Annotated in this window: 16 protein-coding genes and 1 tRNA gene; 14 read left to right on the top strand and 3 right to left on the bottom strand. The window is 36.2% G+C overall.

What is annotated here, in order from left to right:
• Nucleotides 1–6 precede the first annotated feature (6 nt).
• From fusA to ABWU69_RS04150, 10 genes are all read left to right on the top strand, one after another.
• Nucleotides 7–2,079: an elongation factor G gene (gene fusA / locus ABWU69_RS04195; protein WP_265034345.1), complete on the top strand. Its 2,073-nt coding sequence runs from the start codon at nt 7–9 to the stop codon at nt 2,077–2,079.
• An 11-nt stretch (nt 2,080–2,090) separates the two neighbouring features.
• A complete protein-coding gene (tuf, locus tag ABWU69_RS04190) occupies nt 2,091–3,263 on the top strand; it encodes an elongation factor Tu (protein WP_265025679.1) in 1,173 nt (390 codons plus the stop codon).
• A gap of 13 nt (nt 3,264–3,276) precedes the next feature.
• Nucleotides 3,277–3,349 (top strand) — tRNA-Trp (locus ABWU69_RS04185).
• A 10-nt stretch (nt 3,350–3,359) separates the two neighbouring features.
• Nucleotides 3,360–3,569 (top strand): preprotein translocase subunit SecE, encoded by a 210-nt coding sequence (gene secE, locus ABWU69_RS04180; RefSeq protein WP_320157457.1) that lies wholly within the window; start codon nt 3,360–3,362, stop codon nt 3,567–3,569.
• Complete coding sequence (gene nusG / locus ABWU69_RS04175) at nt 3,559–4,395, top strand: transcription termination/antitermination protein NusG (RefSeq protein ID WP_353284992.1); 837 nt, start codon at nt 3,559–3,561, stop codon at nt 4,393–4,395. Before secE ends, nusG begins: the two co-directional genes overlap by 11 nt.
• Nucleotides 4,396–4,397: 2 nt before the next feature.
• Nucleotides 4,398–4,838, top strand: a complete 441-nt coding sequence (locus tag ABWU69_RS04170; protein ID WP_265034343.1) for a 50S ribosomal protein L11 — start codon at nt 4,398–4,400, stop codon at nt 4,836–4,838.
• Nucleotides 4,839–4,842: 4 nt separating this feature from the next.
• The gene (gene rplA / locus ABWU69_RS04165; RefSeq protein ID WP_265025463.1) at nt 4,843–5,496 is read left to right on the top strand and encodes a 50S ribosomal protein L1; all 654 of its coding nucleotides are present in this window, start codon (nt 4,843–4,845) and stop codon (nt 5,494–5,496) included.
• 12 nt (nt 5,497–5,508) lie between these two features.
• Complete coding sequence (gene rplJ, locus ABWU69_RS04160) at nt 5,509–6,027, top strand: 50S ribosomal protein L10 (protein ID WP_265034342.1); 519 nt, start codon at nt 5,509–5,511, stop codon at nt 6,025–6,027.
• Between the two features lie 26 nt (nt 6,028–6,053).
• Nucleotides 6,054–6,455: a 50S ribosomal protein L7/L12 gene (gene rplL, locus ABWU69_RS04155; protein WP_253307301.1), complete on the top strand. Its 402-nt coding sequence runs from the start codon at nt 6,054–6,056 to the stop codon at nt 6,453–6,455.
• A gap of 58 nt (nt 6,456–6,513) precedes the next feature.
• Nucleotides 6,514–15,027, top strand: a complete 8,514-nt coding sequence (locus tag ABWU69_RS04150) for a DNA-directed RNA polymerase subunit beta/beta' (RefSeq protein ID WP_353284991.1) — start codon at nt 6,514–6,516, stop codon at nt 15,025–15,027.
• Between the two features lie 243 nt (nt 15,028–15,270).
• Here ABWU69_RS04150 and ABWU69_RS04145 read toward each other — a convergent pair whose 3' ends face one another.
• The gene (locus ABWU69_RS04145; RefSeq protein ID WP_265034340.1) at nt 15,271–15,396 is read right to left on the bottom strand and encodes a hypothetical protein; all 126 of its coding nucleotides are present in this window, start codon (nt 15,394–15,396) and stop codon (nt 15,271–15,273) included.
• A 112-nt stretch (nt 15,397–15,508) separates the two neighbouring features.
• On the opposite strand from ABWU69_RS04145, the gene ABWU69_RS04140 reads away from it, so the two are divergent.
• The 4 genes from ABWU69_RS04140 to ABWU69_RS04125 are packed head-to-tail and all read left to right on the top strand — an operon-like array spanning nt 15,509 to nt 16,799.
• The gene (locus tag ABWU69_RS04140) at nt 15,509–15,637 is read left to right on the top strand and encodes a hypothetical protein (RefSeq protein ID WP_410541776.1); all 129 of its coding nucleotides are present in this window, start codon (nt 15,509–15,511) and stop codon (nt 15,635–15,637) included.
• On the top strand, nt 15,603–15,866 hold the full coding sequence (locus ABWU69_RS04135; RefSeq protein ID WP_265034339.1) for a hypothetical protein: 264 nt from the start codon (nt 15,603–15,605) through the stop codon (nt 15,864–15,866). Before ABWU69_RS04140 ends, ABWU69_RS04135 begins: the two co-directional genes overlap by 35 nt.
• Nucleotides 15,851–16,444 (top strand): transposase, encoded by a 594-nt coding sequence (locus ABWU69_RS04130; protein ID WP_353284976.1) that lies wholly within the window; start codon nt 15,851–15,853, stop codon nt 16,442–16,444. Before ABWU69_RS04135 ends, ABWU69_RS04130 begins: the two co-directional genes overlap by 16 nt.
• Nucleotides 16,386–16,799, top strand: coding sequence for a transposase (locus tag ABWU69_RS04125; protein WP_353284975.1), 414 nt, complete (start codon nt 16,386–16,388; stop codon nt 16,797–16,799). The genes ABWU69_RS04130 and ABWU69_RS04125 overlap by 59 nt, the downstream gene beginning before the upstream one ends.
• On the opposite strand, the gene ABWU69_RS04120 is transcribed toward ABWU69_RS04125, so the two are convergent.
• A complete protein-coding gene (locus tag ABWU69_RS04120; RefSeq protein WP_265034338.1) occupies nt 16,742–16,891 on the bottom strand; it encodes a hypothetical protein in 150 nt (49 codons plus the stop codon). The genes ABWU69_RS04125 and ABWU69_RS04120 overlap by 58 nt on opposite strands.
• A gap of 558 nt (nt 16,892–17,449) precedes the next feature.
• Nucleotides 17,450–18,421: a tRNA dihydrouridine synthase DusB gene (dusB, locus tag ABWU69_RS04115; protein WP_265034337.1), complete on the bottom strand. Its 972-nt coding sequence runs from the start codon at nt 18,419–18,421 to the stop codon at nt 17,450–17,452.
• Nucleotides 18,422–18,434 lie beyond the last annotated feature (13 nt).

The raw sequence follows: 18,434 nt of genomic DNA, 5'->3' as shown, positions 1-18,434 counted from the left end.
TGTGATATGGAAATTGGGATATCTAAATACAGAAATATAGGGATAATGGCTCACATAGATGCTGGTAAGACTACCACAACAGAGCGTATTTTATTTTATACTGGTAAGCAAAATAGAATTGGTGAAGTGCATGATGGGGCAGCTTCTATGGATTGGATGGAGCAGGAAAAAGAGCGTGGTATTACAATCACATCTGCTGCAACAACATGTTTTTGGAATGATCATAGGGTCAATATAATAGACACTCCTGGTCACGTTGATTTCACTATTGAAGTTGAGAGATCTTTAAGGGTTTTGGATGGTGCAGTTGCTGTATTTGATGGAGTTGCTGGAGTTGAACCTCAATCTGAGACAGTTTGGCGTCAAGCTGATAAATATAGCGTTCCTCGTATCTGCTTTGTTAATAAGATGGATAGAATAGGGGCAAATTTTTATCGATGTGTTGATATGATAAAGACGAAGCTTGGTGCAGCACCTTTAGTCATTCAGTTGCCAATAGGAAGTGAGAAAGATTTCAAAGGTATAATTGACCTTATTTCTATGAAAGCCATTATATGGCAAGAAGAAACGTTGGGCGCTAAATTTTCTTATGAAGATATTCCTTCTGATTTGCTTGACAAGGCTCAAGAATATCGAAATCTTTTATTAGATGCTGCAGCTGAGATGGATGATGAAGCGATGAACACTTACTTTGAGTCTAATGATCTGCCAGTGGATTTACTGAAAAAATGCGTGAGAAATGGGACCATTAAAGGAAAATTTGTTCCTGTATTATGTGGATCAGCTTTTAAAAATAAAGGCGTACAACCACTTTTAGATGGTGTGGTTGACTTTTTACCTTCTCCTATTGATGTTGATGTAATTGTTGGAACTGATCCTAAAGATTTAGAAAAGAAAATTGAGATCAAACCTTCAGAAAAAGAGAAATTCGTTGCTCTTGCGTTTAAAGTGATGACGGATAAGTTTGTAGGCAGCTTGACGTTTATTCGTATTTATTCCGGTAAGTTAAAATCTAAATCTGCTGTGTTAAATGCGGGAAAAAATGAGACTGAAGGAATTGGCAGAATGCTGCTTATGCATGCAAATAACAGAGAAGATATAAACGAAGCTAAAGTTGGCGATATAGTTGCCCTAGTTGGATTAAAGAGAACAATTACTGGCGACACTTTATGTTCACCTGATTTTCCTATATTATTAGAGCGTATGGAATTTCCTGAGCCTGTTATTGAAATTGCTGTGGAACCTAAAACTACTTCAGATCAGGAAAAATTAGGTATTGCTTTAAATAGATTGGTTGCAGAAGATCCTTCTTTAAGAATGTCAGTAAATGCGGAAAGCGGCCAGACTATATTGAAAGGCATGGGTGAGCTCCATCTTGAGATTATTGTTGATAGAATGAAGCGCGAGTTTAACGTTGAGGCTAACGTCGGTGCGCCTCAAGTTGCATATCGTGAAACTATCACTAAATCTGTTGAAATTGATTACACTCATAAAAAACAATCTGGTGGGGCTGGTCAGTTTGCTAAGGTTAAAATAAAATTTGAACCTCTTGAGCCTGGTTCTGGGTTTCAATTTGAAAGTAAAATTGTAGGTGGTGCTATTCCAAAAGAGTATATTCCTGGGGTAGAAAATGGCTTAGAGTTGATAAAAGAAGGTGGTATAATTTCGGGATTTCCGTTGATTGATTTTAAGGCTACCCTTCTTGATGGTGCTTTTCATGAGGTTGATTCTAGTCCTTTAGCTTTTGAACTTGCTGCTAAAGGTGCTTTTAAAGAGATGGCAAATAAAGCTGGTCCAAAAATGTTAGAACCTATAATGAAAGTTGAAATCATTACGCCTGAAGAGTATATGGGTGATATCATGGGCGATGTAAATAGCAGAAGGGGGCAAGTTTCAAGTATGGAAACGCATAATAGTAGCACTATAATTCTTGCTTTCGTACCTCTTGCGAATATGTTTGGTTATATAAATGTTTTGCGTTCTATATCTCAGGGAAGAGCTCAGTATAGTATGCATTTTTCTTATTATGAACAAGTACCACAATATGTGGTTGATGAGTTAAAGTTAAAGTATAATTAAGGGTAATAATTATGACAGCAGTAGTGGAAGCATTTGGAAAGCCGCATGTAAATGTGGGAACAATAGGACATGTGGATCATGGGAAGACAACGTTAACAGCGGCGATAACAAAGCATTATGGAAATTTTGTAGCGTACGATCAGATAGATAAAGCGCCAGAAGAAAGGAAGAGGGGGATAACGATAGCAACAGCGCATGTTGAGTATCAGACGGAAAAAAGGCATTATGCACACGTTGATTGTCCTGGACATGCTGACTATGTAAAGAATATGATAGTAGGTGCAGCACAGATGGATGCAGCGATATTGGTAGTGTCGGGAGTTGATGGGCCAATGCCACAAACGAGAGAGCATATATTGCTGGCGAAGCAGGTAGGTGTTGGATATATCGTGGTGTATATAAATAAAGCTGATGTTGCTGATGCTGATATGATAGATTTAGTAGAAATGGAAGTGAGGGAATTGCTGAGTAAATACGGATTTCCAGGGGATGAAGTGCCTGTGGTAGTTGGGTCAGCACTCAAGGCGCTGGAGGATGACAGCGGCGAATATGGAAAGAAATCAATAGACAAATTGATGGAAAAGTTAGATGAATATGTGGCGGTTCCACCAAGGCCTGTGGATTTACCATTTTTATTGCCAATCGAAGATGTATTTTCGATATCGGGGCGAGGGACGGTGGTAACAGGAAGAATAGAGAAGGGAGAGATAAAGACGGGAGAAGAGATAGAGATAATAGGTCTGAAGGAGACGCAAAAGACGATATGCACAGGTGTAGAAATGTTTAAGAAGTTGCTGGATAAGGGAAGTGCAGGACTCAATGTAGGAATATTGTTAAGAGGAACAAAAAGAGAAGAAGTGGAGAGAGGGCAAGTATTAGCAAAACCGGGGACGATAACGCCGCATAGAAAGTTTAAGGCGGAGGTTTATATATTAAAGAAAGAGGAAGGAGGAAGGCATACACCATTTTTTGCGAATTACCAGCCACAGTTTTATTTAAGGACAACGGATGTAACTGGGAGCATAAAATTGCTAGATGGGAAGGAGATGGTAATGCCAGGAGATAATGTGAGTGTAGAAGTAGAATTGCAAGTACCGATAGCAATGGATAAGGGATTGCGTTTTGCGATAAGAGAAGGCGGTAGAACTGTTGGTTCTGGTGTTGTTTCTGAAATTTTGGAGTGAGAGTTTGAGTTATAGGAGTGTAGCTCAATTGGTAGAGCGCTGGTCTCCAAAACCAGAGGTTGTAGGTTCAATTCCTATCGCTCCTGCATTAATGTTGTGGTGAAAATGTTAAAAAGTTTGTGTGTTTTTTTCTGTGATATAAAGCAAGAAATACGAAGAATTGCTTGGGTAAAGAAACAGGAGGTGTTGTCATCTCTATTTGTTGTAATGATTGTTATATTATGCTTTTCGATTTTCTTCTGTTTTGTGGATTTTATGTCTCTTTACGTAATTAAGGCTTTATTTGGAATTATTTATGGAATGTGAATATAAATGGTATATCATTAAAGTTGATTATGGATATGAGCAAAATATACGCGAATTGGTAAGTGATGCTGTTTATTTTAAGGAAGTGTTTATTCCTTATCAAACGGTATGTAATTCAAAGTCTGATATAAAAGAGTTATGTGAAGTGTATGTATATATGCATCTATGTGATGAAAGCAAAAATATTTTGAATCAAACGCCTGGATTCTGCAGTGGCGAATCTGGTGATTTTGAGATGATTTCAGATGATGAAATAAGTTTAAAGTGTAAAGAATTTAATAGATATAAATGGTATATCTTGAGAGTTGCTTCCAATTGTGAAGAGAAAGTGCGCCAACATATATTGGAAAATTCTATGAGATTGGGTGTTAATGATTACTTTAAGGAAGTTTTTATTCCATATGAAGAGCTAAGTGAAGTAGAGTTGAAATCTAAGAAAATTGCTACACGAAGGAAATGCTTTCCTGGTTATGTCTTTTTATACGTGAATTTATGCGATGAAGTATTGAATTTTATCAATAATATACCAAAATCTCTTAAGGTTTATGGATTTTTGAAAAATGGTAATATTCCAAAGGTGATTTTGGATGATGAGATTCACTCAATGTGTAATGCACTTTATGATGCTCAAGAGACAAAGAAGTTAGGTTATGGTTATGAAAAAGGTGAAAAAGTGAAAATTAATGATGGTCTTTTTCAAAATTTTACTGGTAAGGTAAATATGGTAAACGATGAGAAAAAAATTATTAATGTGGAAGTATCAATTTTAGGTAAGCCGACAATAATAGAGCTTGATCTGGCTCAAGTAGAGAAAATAGAGGATTAATTATGAGTGTTATAGTTGCTAAGATTAACTTACTTATGGAAGCTGGGAAAGCAGTTCCAGGACCGAAAATTGCTTCAGTACTTGGTCCACGTGGTATACCTGTTCCTAAGTTTTGTGAAGCTTTTAATAAAGTTACTAGCACTGCTAACGCTAATTATAAAGTAGGCGATTTAGTAACAGTGCGAATTTCCATAAAGGATGATCGCTCTCATGATTTTACTGTCAGCGGTCCGCCTGTGGCTTATTTACTTAAGCAGGAGGCTAAATTAAGTAAAAGTTCTGGTAATCCTGGTAAAGAATTAGTGGCTAAATTACCTATGTCTGCTATAATTAAAGTGGCAAAGTGCAAGATGGTTGATATGAAGGTGGATAATGAAGATTCAGCAGTGAAAATGGTTGTAGGCACTGCGAAATCTATGGGTATAGAAGTTGTGGAAGGTTAGGTAAATGAATACATATAATGATAATCCTAAGCAGTGTTTGAAGAAGATTGTTGAGTCTGCTTCAGCAAAATTTAATGAATCAGTTGATATTGCAGTCAATTTAGGCGTAGATTCACGTAAATCTGAAGAGCAGGTGCGTGGTACAGTAGTTTTGCCTAAAGGTATCGGGAAAAATATTAAAGTAGCTGTTTTCGCTCAAGATAAACATTTATTAGAAGCTGAAAAAGCTGGTGCTGATATTGCAGGAGGAGAGGATTTAGTTGAAGAAATAAAAAAAGGTAGAAAATTAGATGTTGATTGGTGCATTACTACTCCTGATTTTATGGCAAAAATCACTCCTATTGCAAAAGTATTGGGTGCTAAAGGGCTGATGCCTAACCCTAAATTTGGTACTGTGACTTCTAACATTGCAGAAGCTATTAAAACCATTAAGTCTGGTCAGGTGAAATTTAGAACAGATAAAAATGGTGTTATTCATGGTAAATTAGGAAATATTAAATTTGATATTGATGACTTGCTAGAAAATTTAAAAGCCTTTCTTAAAGTAATTAAAGATAATAAACCTATTTCTGTGAAAGGAATTTACTTTAAGGGTGTTTTTTTAAATTCAACTATGGGTAAAGCTTATAAGATAAGCAAAGTGGAAGATGTAATTTAAGGGAGTGATACCGTGAAGCGTAAAAATAAGGATGAATTTATACAGAGCACAATAAACGTATTTGTAAATAATGATTTCTTAATATTAGTAAATTTTAAATCTATAAATGCTAATGATTCGTTAACTCTGAGAAATAGCCTGAAGTCTATAGCAGGTGGGGTATTAGTAGTTAAAAATACTCTAGCTCGCTTGGCTTTAGAAAGGACTGGTAAATTTTCTTATTTATCAGGCAAATTTTCTGGTCCTGTTGCTATTATATACTCTAGTGGCATAGTAGAAGCTGCAAAATTAATAGTTGATTTTACTAATGCTAACAAAGAAAAAATGTCTGTGATTTGCGCAGCTCATTTAAATGAATTGTTAACAGTGGAAGATGTTAATAAACTGGCTAAGTTGCCTTCTCTGGATGAATTGCGTGTTAAAATTATGCGTTTAATATCTTATGATATTCCTGCTCGGTTGGCGTTGTCTATTAATTCATCTTCTATGAGGCTTATGAGAGTTTTGGATTATTATAGTTCTAAAAAATAAATTTGTTGTTAAGTAAGGTGATAATTATGAGTAATGTAACAAGTGATTTGGTTGATAAAATATTATCTTTAAACCTATTAGAGGCTTCTGAACTTGTAAAAGTTCTAGAAGAGAAAATAGGGTTGCCTGCTGGTTCTTTTCTTGGTGGAGCTGTTGGTGCTGGGGCGCCTATTAGTGATAATGCTGCTGCTCCTGCTGCTCAAGAAAAAGCTGAGTATAAAGTTGTGATTAAAGAAATTGATGCGAGTAAAAAAATAGGAGTTATTAAAGCTGTGAGAGAAGTTAATTCTACATTGGGTTTAAAAGAAGCAAAAGAGTTGGTTGAATCTTTACCTAAAGATTTGACTGCTAATGTTCCTAAAGACGAAGCAGAAAAAATCAAGCAAAAACTTATTGAAGCAGGAGCAACTAAAGTGGAGCTTGAATAATATTTAATGTATTAATTTTATATTGATATAGCTCTTTTAATTAATTTGGGGTATTTTAATGGTTGATTCTTCTTATATGTACGCTTCTGGTGCTTTTGTTCCTAGAGTTTCTTATTCTAGGTCGATTGATTTAAAAGATTCTTTATTGGATTTGGTTAAGGTTCAAAAAGAATCGTATGATTCATTTGCTCCTAAGAATAAGGGTAATGAAAGACTTGAAGTTATCTTTCATACAATCTTTCCAATAAATGATCCTTTGCGTAGGGCTACTATTGAGTTTATAAGTTGTAGGGTAGATGATCCTAAGTATGACGAATCTGAGTGTATAAAGCGTGGTGTAACTTTTTCTGCTCAGGTTATTGCTTCTATACGTCTTGTTGTTATGCAGGATGGTATTTCTCTTGATGAATATAAATCGATTAAAGAGAGTGGAGATCATTCTAAACTTGCAACCGTTGTAAAATCTATAGAAGAGCAGAAAGTCCACTTTTGTGGGTTGCCTATGATGACTGATAAGGGCACTTTCATCATTAATGGTGTGGAAAAAGTTATCGTCTCACAAATGCATAGGTCTCCTGGTGTATTTTTTGATAGCGATAAGGGAAAAACTTACAATTCTGGTAAATTGATCTATTCTGCTAGAATTATTCCTTATAGGGGTTCTTGGCTTGATATTGAATTTGATGTTAAAGACCATTTGTATTTTCGTGTTGATAGAAAAAGAAAATTGCCAATCTCAGTTTTATTAAAGGCGTTGGGTCTATCAAATAATGATATACTCGATAGATTTTATCAGAAAATAAAGTATGTAAAACATAAAGATGGTTGGAAAGTGCCTTTTGTTCCTGATAAATTTAAAGGAGTGAGGCTGCCTTTCGACTTAATGGATATTGAAGGTAATGTGCTGCTTAAAGCTAACGTTCGTATTACCTCAAGACTAGCTAAAAAGCTATATGATAATGAATTAAAAGAGTATCTGGTTCCTTTTAATTCTATATGTGGTTTATTCCTCGCAGAAGATTTAATGGATAGTGCTAGCTCTACGAAAATTTTATCTGCTGGTGAATCTATAAAGCTGGAAGACATAAAGAAGCTTGAGTTATTGTCTGTGGATGAAATATCAGTATTGAACATAGATAATGTATCTGTTGGACCTTATATATTAAATACGCTTTTCTTAGACGAAAACATGTCTTATCAGGATGCGCTATATGAAATATATAGAGTTTTGCGTCCTGGTGAAGTTCCTGTTTTAGAGATAGTAGAGGAGTTTTTCCGTAATCTTTTCTTCAGTCCGGAATATTATGATTTGTCTAACATTGGTAGGTTGAAGCTTAACTCTTACCTTGGATTAAATTATGATGAGGATTTAACTGTTTTAACATATGAAGATATTATTGAAATTGTAAAAAAAATAGTATTGTTACGTGACGGTCAAGGATCTGTAGATGATATTGATCATTTAGGAAACAGAAGAGTAAGATCAGTTGGAGAGTTTATAGAAAATCAATTTAGAACTGGGTTGTTGAAATTGGAACGCGCAATAGTTGATTCTATGTCCACTTCTAGTTTAGATAAAGTTTCTCCATCTGATTTTATTAATCCAAAAGTGTTAACTAATGTCTTAAGAGATTTCTTCAATTCTTCTCAATTATCTCAATTTATGGATCAGACTAATCCGTTATCTGAAATAACACATAAAAGAAGGTTGTCCGCGTTAGGTCCTGGCGGTTTAACAAGAGAACGGGCAGGATTTGAAGTGCGTGATGTTCATCCAACTCATTATGGAAGAATTTGCCCTATTGAGACTCCTGAAGGGCAAAATATAGGGTTAATCAACAGCTTAGCTATATACGCGCGTATTAATAAATATGGTTTCATTGAAAGTCCTTATAGAAAAGTAGTTAATAGGGTTGTTACTGATCAAATTGAGTATCTGTCTGCTATAGATGAAGGTTTATATTATATAGCTGATACCAGCGTAAAGCTCGATGAAAATAATTGCTTTGTTGATGACATGCTATACTGTAGATATGCTGGTAGTTTCATTATGGTAAGTAGTGATCAGGTGAGTTACATTGATGTATCTCCTAAGCAGGTAATATCAGTTGCAGCTTCCTTGATTCCATTTTTAGAAAATGATGATGCTAATAGAGCATTAATGGGCTCAAATATGCAACGTCAGGCCGTACCTTTATTGAAGCCTACCGCTCCTCTGGTTGCTACTGGTATGGAGTCTTTTGTAGCTTCTGGCTCTGGTGCTGTAGTTTTAGCAAAACGCGATGGCATAGTTGATAGTTCTGATAGTAACTCTATAGTTATACGTGCTTTTGATAAAGAAAGGGTTAACTACTTGGATGTAGATATTTATCATCTAAGGAAATTTCAGCGTTCTAACCATAATACTTGTATTAATCAAAGACCGCTAGTGTGCGTAGGTGATTATGTTAAAAAGGGTGATGTAATAGCTGATGGTCCTGCAATTAACAGTGGTGAGTTGGCGCTTGGTAAAAATTTGCTAGTCGCTTTTATGTCTTGGCAAGGTTATAACTTTGAAGACTCTATTATTATTTCTAGTGAAGTTGTTAAAAAAGATCTCTTTACTTCTATTCATATAGAAGAATTTGACTGTGTTGTACATGATACCCCTTTAGGATCAGAAAAAATAACTCGTGCTATACCTGGTGTTAATGAAGAAAATCTATATCACTTGGATGATAGTGGTATAGTGAAAATTGGTACAAGAGTTGGTCCAGGCTATATTCTGGTAGGTAAAGTTACACCTAAACCTTCTCTTTCATTGCCTCCTGAAACGAAGTTATTAATGACAATTTTTGGTGAAAAGTCATTCGATTGTGCGGATTCCTCTTTATATACATCTCCAGATGTTGAAGGGACAGTAATTGATGTACAAGTCTTTACACGCAGGGGGGTTGAAGAAAATGAAAGGGCATTACTCATCAAACAAAAAGAGGTAAATGACTTTGAGGAAGAGCGAGATTATATAATCAATGTTACTAGTGAATATTTCTATGATGAACTGAAGAAACTTCTTATTAATTCTGGTTCTCAAGATCGAGAAAAATTTGACTCTATTGAACGTGAGCAATGGTGGGGTATAGGATTAAAAAACCAATCCATTTCTGAGCAAGTTAAGAGCTTAAAAAAAGATTTTGATGAAAAAGTATCACATGCAATAGCACAGTTTAAGCGAAAAGTAGAAAAATTACATGAAGGTTATGACCTGCCTCAAGGTGTGTCGATGTCAGTAAAAGTTTTCATTGCTGTGAAACATAGTCTGCAACCAGGGGATAAAATGGCTGGTAGACATGGGAATAAAGGTGTGATTTCTCGAGTTGTGCCAGTGGAAGATATGCCTTATTTGGAAGATGGTACTCCTGTTGATATTATTCTTAACCCTCTTGGTGTTCCTTCACGAATGAATGTAGGGCAAATACTGGAAACGCATGTAGGTTGGGCTTGTAGAAAATTAGGGGAAAGGGTAAGTAATATTCTCGATGAGATCAATAAAATCAAAAGTGCTTTTTGCAAGGGAATTAGGTCCCTTAACGATGATAATTTTACACAATTTGCAGTAGCATACCTTGACAATAAAAAAATTGAAAATATTGATGATGATGAAATAATGGCTTCTGTTTTAAATACACCTAATAAGAATGCACTAAATGACGAGTTGAATGCGTTAGTAGAGAACTATTTGAACTCTTGTAAAAGTTCATACAGCAATTTACGTAATTTCCTGATTGAGGTTTATAGCTATGGTAGTAACGTATCTATCTGTAATGATATTCGTAATATTAGTGATAATAATCTCATTGAATTTGCACGTAAATTACGTGATGGCGTTCCTGTTGCTGCACCTGTATTTGAGGGTCCAAAAGATGAACAAATAGCAAAATTATTTGAACTTGCTGGTTTGGATAACTCTGGACAAGCTGTATTATATGACGGTTGCAGTGGTGAAAAATTCGACCGCAAGGTTACAGTTGGTTACATGTACATGCTTAAGTTGCACCACTTAGTTGATGGTAAAATTCATGCGCGTTCAGTAGGGCCTTATAGTTTGGTTACTCAACAACCTCTAGGAGGAAAATCTCATTTTGGTGGTCAGCGTTTTGGTGAAATGGAATGTTGGGCATTACAAGCCTATGGTGCTGCTTATACTTTGCAGGAAATGTTAACTGTGAAGTCTGATGATATTAATGGTAGAGTTAAGATTTACGAGTCGATAATAAAAGGTGACAGTAATTTTGAATGTGGAATTCCTGAATCCTTTAATGTGATGATAAAAGAACTACGTTCTTTATGTTTAAATGTAGATTTAAAGCAAAATGATGTAGTGATTGAAGATATATCTCACACTAACATTGCACAACCTTTTAATGAGGTTAGCATATCGATTGCTAGCCCTGAAAGTATTAAGCGTATATCTTGTGGTGAGATAGAAGATGTTTCAACTGCAAATTATCGTACGTTCAAAGTTGAGAAAGGTGGATTATTTTGCCCTAAGGTTTTTGGCCCTGTCAATGACGATGAGTGTTTATGTGGAAAATACAAAAAAAGAAGACACAGGGGTCGCATATGCGAAAAATGCGGAGTAGAAGTTACATCTTCTAAAGTAAGAAGAGAAAGGATGGGTCATATAGAGCTTGCATCTCCTGTTGCTCATATATGGTTTTTGAAATCGCTTCCTTCAAGAATTGGAGCATTATTGGATATGTCTCTCAGAGATATTGAGAATATTTTACATAGCGATAATTATATCGTGATAGATCCTCTTGTTTCGCCTTTTGAAAAAGGTGAGATTATTAGTGAAAAAGCTTATAATGAAGCTAAAGATAGCTATGGGATCGATAGTTTTGTAGCTATGCAAGGTGTTGAAGCTATAAGAGAGTTGCTAACGCGCCTTGATTTACATGAAATTAGGAAGGATTTAAGACTAGAATTAGAGTCTGTTGCTTCTGAGATAAGAAGAAAGAAAATTATAAAGAGATTGCGTATTGTTGAAAACTTCATTAAATCTGGAAATAGGCCTGAGTGGATGATACTTACAACTATACCTATTTTACCACCTGATTTGCGTCCTTTGGTATCGCTTGAAAGTGGTCGTCCTGCAGTTTCTGATCTGAATCATCATTATAGGACTATTATTAATAGAAATAACAGGTTGAGGAAATTGTTGAGCTTAAATCCTCCTGAGATTATGATTCGTAATGAAAAAAGAATGTTACAAGAAGCAGTTGATTCTCTTTTTGATAATAGTCGTCGTAGTACTTTGGTAAATAAAGCTGGTGCTGTTGGATATAAAAAGTCCATTAGTGATATGTTAAAAGGAAAACAGGGTCGTTTTCGCCAGAACCTCTTAGGAAAAAGGGTAGACTACTCTGGACGTTCTGTAATAGTTGTTGGTCCAACTTTGAAACTAAATCAGTGTGGATTACCAAAAAGAATGGCTCTTGAACTATTCAAACCTTTTGTTTACTCAAAGCTTAAGATGTATGGTATGGCTCCAACTATTAAGTTTGCTAGTAAGTTGATAAGAGCAGAAAAACCAGAAGTTTGGGATATGCTTGAAGAGGTAATAAAAGAGCATCCTGTTTTGTTGAATAGAGCGCCTACGCTACATAGACTTGGTATTCAGGCTTTTGAGCCAATCCTTATTGAAGGCAAAGCAATACAGCTTCATCCGCTTGTCTGTACGGCGTTTAATGCTGATTTTGATGGTGATCAAATGGCAGTGCATGTGCCAATTTCATTGGAAGCTCAGCTTGAAGCTAGGGTGTTGATGATGTCTACTAATAACGTTTTAAGTCCTTCTAATGGCAGACCGATTATAGTTCCTAGTAAAGATATAGTACTTGGTATATATTATCTGACTTTACAAGAACCTAAGGAAGATAATATACCATCTTTTGGTGCTTTTTGTGAAGTTGAGCATTCTTTGAGTGATGGTACTTTGCATATTCATTCTAGTATAAAGTATAGGATGGAGTATATTAATAGCAGCGGTGAAACTCACTATAAAACTGTTTGTACAACTCCTGGTCGTTTAATATTATGGCAAATTTTTCCTAAGCATGAGAATCTAGGCTTCGATCTAATAAATCAGATATTAACAGTCAAGGAAATAACTAGTATAGTTGATTTGGTATATCGTAACTGTGGTCAAAGTGCTACAGTGGCATTTTCTGATAAATTAATGGTACTTGGCTTTGAGTATGCCACATTTTCTGGTGTTTCTTTTGGTCGTTGTGATATGGTTATACCTGAAACTAAAGCTACACATGTTGATCACGCGAGGGGTGAAATTAAGAAATTCTCTATGCAATATCAAGATGGGCTAATAACTAGAAGTGAGAGGTATAACAAGGTTATAGATGAATGGTCTAAGTGTACGGATATGATAGCTAATGATATGTTAAAAGCAATATCTATATATGATGAAAATAGTAAGTACAACTCAGTGTATATGATGGTTAACTCTGGTGCAAGGGGTTCTACTTCACAGATGAAACAGCTAGCAGGAATGCGAGGGCTCATGACCAAACCTTCTGGTGAGATTATAGAAACACCTATAATTTCTAATTTCCGTGAAGGATTGAACGTATTTGAATACTTTAATTCTACTCACGGTGCACGTAAAGGTTTAGCTGACACTGCGCTTAAAACTGCAAACTCTGGATACTTAACTCGTCGTTTAGTTGATGTGTCTCAAAATTGCATAGTTACAAAGCATGACTGTAAAACAAAAAATGGTCTTGTTGTGAGAGCTACAGTTGAAGGAAGTACTATAGTTGCATCTCTAGAGAGTGTTGTGCTGGGTAGAACAGCTGCAAATGATATATATAACCCAGTGACAAAAGAATTATTAGTAAAAGCAGGGGAATTAATTGATGAGGATAAAGTAAAGCAAATCAGCATTGCAGGTCTTGATGCTATAAAAATTAGATCGCCTTTAACTTGTGAAATAAGTCCTGGTGTGTGTTCTTTATGTTATGGAAGAGACCTTGCAACTGGTAAAATTGTTTCAATAGGTGAAGCAGTTGGTGTTATAGCTGCTCAATCTGTTGGAGAGCCAGGTACTCAGTTAACGATGCGTACTTTCCATATAGGTGGAGTAATGACTAGAGGCGTTGAATCCTCGAATATTATAGCTTCTATTAATGCTAAAATAAAGTTAAACAATAGTAATATAATTATAGATAGAAACGGAAATAAAATTGTGATAAGCCGTTCCTGTGAAGTCGTGTTGATTGATAGCCTTGGTAGTGAAAAGTTGAAGCATAGTGTACCTTACGGTGCTAAACTTTATGTGGATGAGAGTGGGTCAGTAAAAATTGGCGATAAAGTTACGGAATGGGATCCTTATACATTGCCTATTATCACGGAGAAGACTGGTACAGTGTCTTATCAGGACTTAAAAGATGGAGTTTCGATCACTGAAGTGATGGATGAATCTACAGGAATATCAAGCAAAGTAGTAAAAGATTGGAAATTGCATTCTGGTGGAGCTAATTTACGTCCTCGTATTGTGCTGCTTGACGATAATGGTAAAGTAATGACACTCGCAAGTGGCGTTGAAGCATGTTATTTTATACCAATCGGGGCAGTGCTCAATGTACAAAATGGCCAGAAGGTTCATGCAGGTGATGTTATTACAAGAACACCAAGAGAGTCAGTTAAAACTCGTGATATTACTGGTGGTTTACCGAGGGTTATAGAGTTATTTGAAGCACGTCGTCCTAAAGAGCATGCTATTGTTAGTGAGATAGATGGCTATGTAGCGTTTTCTGAAAAAGACCGTAGAGGAAAACGCAGTATATTAATTAAACCTGTAGATGAACAAATTTCTCCAGTTGAATATTTGGTATCAAGAAGTAAGCATGTAATAGTCAATGAAGGTGATTTTGTACGTAAAGGTGATCTATTGATGGATGGTGACCCTGATCTCCATGATATTTTACGTGTGCTTGGGTTAGAAGCTTTAGCACACTATATGATTTCTGAAATACAGCAAGTTTATAGATTGCAGGGTGTTCGTATAGACAACAAGCATTTAGAGGTGATCTTAAAACAAATGCTACAAAAAGTGGAAATTACTGATCCTGGTGATACTATGTACTTGGTTGGCGAAAGCATTGACAAGCTGGAAGTTGATAGGGAAAATGATGCTATGAGTAACTCTGGCAAACGGCCTACTCATTATCTTCCTATTCTGCAGGGGATTACTAGGGCAAGTCTTGAAACTAGCTCCTTTATTTCTGCTGCCTCTTTCCAAGAGACAACAAAGGTACTTACAGAAGCAGCATTCTGCGGAAAGAGTGATCCTTTAAGTGGATTAAAAGAAAATGTTATAGTAGGAAGATTAATTCCTGCTGGTACAGGTTTGATTATGAATAAGATCAGAGCACTTTCACTTTGTGATAATATAGATGAATATGAAAAATATTTTGATATTGAAACTTATGACGAGAAATGGTTGATGGATAATGGTTGTTATTTACACTCTGGTGAGGAAGAGAGCGTAGTGGCATATGATCAGTCGAATTGAGTACAGCTAGTGTGTTTCGTATCAGTTCAGGAGAGTGACAAAATAAGGTAGACAAGGTAGCATAATAAGATAACCAATAAAGTAAAAGTGAGTTTACAACAGATGGTGTCATTCCAGTCTGGAATAACATCATTCTCTTGTCATCCAAGTAGCTGACACTGGTTTCCATCCAAAAGGGCAGTGCCCAGACACTGGGATCCAGAAAAATTTGCTTGTTCACAAGCAAACTAGCATGGAAAGTGGTTACAACGTTCTTGATGAGATTACGGCAAGGCTGGATTCCAGTGTCAAGCACTGGAATGACACCCTTTTTGGGTCTTCTAAATAGCCTTCTCTTCCTGTCATCCAAGTAGCCCCTTTTCCTGTCATTCCAGTAGCCTCTTTCTCCTGTCATGCAAGTAGCTGACACTGGGATCCAGAAAACTTAATTCTAACCAAGTGGCTGCATAATAAAGACTGGATGCCAGTGTCAGCTACTTGCATGACAGCAGTCCTACGTCATACCGCCGCGATATCTCAGCCGCTAACTGTTCTCCCTCGTCATACCGTCACGGTATCTCTAGTCCCGCTGCGGGATGACGGTTGTCAGCTTCTCCTGTCATCCCAGTAGCTCCTTCGGTGTCATTCCAGTGCTTGACACTGGAATCCAGACTTTAATTGTTATACTTGTAAATAAGTCTGGAACGTTCATCTCAAAATGCAGTATTTTTGTTGAAATAGCTCAACTGGATCCCAGTGGGCTTTGTTGCATAGCAACCGAAAAAATCTGGTGGCTACTGACAAAATTCATTATAAATAACCATTTAACTGTTGAAGAAAAAATATGCCACAGAAAATGAAAGTCAGTAACCAAAACGAATATAACAAATTCCTTGAAAAAAGGGGAAATATTTTTCGTTACATCGATGAAGCTATCGAAAATTGGTATGAAAATAGTCCAAAAATGCAGGGCGGCAACTATATTTACAGTGATAAAGTCGTAATTTTGGTGCATATAATTGTCAATCTTTTTAGAATTGGTTTAAGACAAACGGTGGGGTTTATAAAAGGATATCTGCAACAAATAGGAAAAAAATTGGCAGTTATCAGCTATTCACAAGCATCAAGAAGGTTTAAAAAACTTAATATTAAGATAAATGATTGCAGGGTTGATAAAAGCAACATGGAAAATATTGAAATTATCATAGATAGCACAAGTATCAGCATTTACAGTAACACTCCTGGCCACAGTAAGGAAAACAGTGCAGATAGAAAGTACCGAAGCTACGAGCAAGTAAGAAAGTTACATGTTATGTTAAGTGTGAATAGTAAAAAAGCTATAGCTGCAAGATACAGTAATGGCGTCTACTCTGACCACTATGGAGCTTGCGATTTGCTTGAAGAAGTTAATTTTCAGCACAAAATTATATGCAGATAGGGCATACGATAGGCACAAACTTTATAAATTGTGTAAGAAATACGATATAAAGACAAAAGTTCTACCAAAAAAGGATGCAGCAGAACATTCAAAAATAGATTATATGTCTGACAGAAATGCTGCTATTAGGTTAATAAAATTATATGGACAAGATGGTGTAAAAGAGTGGAAAAAGGAAGCAATTTATGGAAAGAGATCTTACATAGAAGGATTTTTCTCAAGGTTGAAGCAAGTATTTGGATTTAGCTTTAGGAATAAATCTGAAGTAAATCGTGAAAAAGAATTACTAATTAAGTGCTATTTGCTCAACAAATTCACTGATATTGGTATGGCTAAATTTGAAATCATTACATAAATTTGTCGTAAACCATCACTGCTTAAGGTGCTATGCAACAAAGCCATCCCAGTGTCAAGCACTGGGATGACACCATTTGTTGTGTTTAACAAAGTTCGTACTTAGCTTCATGTTAGCTACAAACGTTAAGAAATTTACCAAGTGAAAAAAAAGGCAAAAGAAGCCCCGTGGTTATTATCCGCTTTAAAATATTGGCGTTTTTTATGTTTTAAACGCTTGACAAGCGAGATTCAGCTGCTTTTAATTGCAACTAACCTACGCTGCAAATGTTTAAGAAATTTACTAAGCAGAAAAAAAGACAAAGAATCCCCGAGTTAGCTAGTCTTTTACTATCTCTGTCGAGTATTGGCATTTTTTGATGTCTTGTAACGCTTTATAAGCGCGTTCAGCTTATTTAGATAAAAATCTAGATGTAGATGAAGTTTTGTAAAGACATACAGTATCTATATACTGCAAAAAATTGAACATAAGACGCCGATACATTAAGTAATCCTTACCTTTTAATCTGCAGATTGGCGAAAGCAAATACAATAGCTTCAGTTTCATGATAAGGGGGCTGGCGGAGTTTGTCAAGTAGGTTTTTATGACTTAAAAAGCCAGTGTCAAGCACTGACCACTTTTGCTTCAATATTTGCACATTAGCCACGCCCCTAAACAGATACGTGTGTCTCTTGACCAAAAAAGCCAATAATATTTTCTTTCACTTCTGTGCTATCTGTCATGTTATTTACTCTCATACGAAATTCAGATGAGCATTGAAGCCCGCTACTGTACCAACCTATGTGTTTGCGGGCCATCTTTATCCCCGTGTCATTTCCATAGTACTCAAGAATATTATCGTAATGCTCAAGTATGATGCTTAATCTCTCTGAAGCTGTTGGTTCAGAAGTTTTACTTCCACTGAGAAAGTGCATTGCTTGATTAATCAGCCAAGGTTTACCGTAGGCACCACGACCTATCATCACTCCGTCTGCTCCGGATTCTTTAAGAGCACTTTGAATATCACTCAAGTTTTTAATATCGCCATTTACTATAACTGGAATTTTCACTTGTTCTTTAACATTTCTAACGAATTTCCAATCTGCTTGACCGTTATAGAGCTGCGCTCTTGTCCTTCCATGCACAGTAATCATTTTTGCCCCTAAGTCCTCTGCGATTTTTGCTAAACGTGGAGCATTGCGATTTTCATCGTTCCATCCAGTGCGCATTTTCACCGTAACTGGTATATTTACTGCATTGACCACAGCTTCAATGATTTCAGCAGCTTTTTTCTCATCACGCATTAGCGCTGATCCTGCATAACCGTTTACAACTTTTTTAACAGGGCAACCAAAGTTTATGTCTATAATTTTTGCACCCATATCCTCATTTAGTTTTGCAGCTTCTGCCATAACATCGGGCTCGCATCCAGCAAGCTGCACAGCAGTTAATTCATCGACTTTTGCTTTTTGCAGACTCTGGCGAGTTTGCATAATCATAGCTCTGCTTGCAATCATCTCTGAAACTAACAAACTTGCACCAAGTTTCTTTACAATACTTCTGAACGGATAATCAGTCACCCCAGACATTGGAGCTAAGATTACCGGGGAATCAATCGTTAGATTTCCTATTTGCAGGGGCATAAGGTTAATGGTA

The sequence above is a fragment of the Wolbachia endosymbiont (group A) of Beris morrisii genome (assembly GCF_964028185.1).
In the GTDB taxonomy this organism is placed as follows: Bacteria; Pseudomonadota; Alphaproteobacteria; order Rickettsiales; family Anaplasmataceae; genus Wolbachia.
The sequence above is the reverse complement of the archived record's forward strand: the minus strand, read 5'-3'. Positions and strand labels throughout refer to the sequence as shown.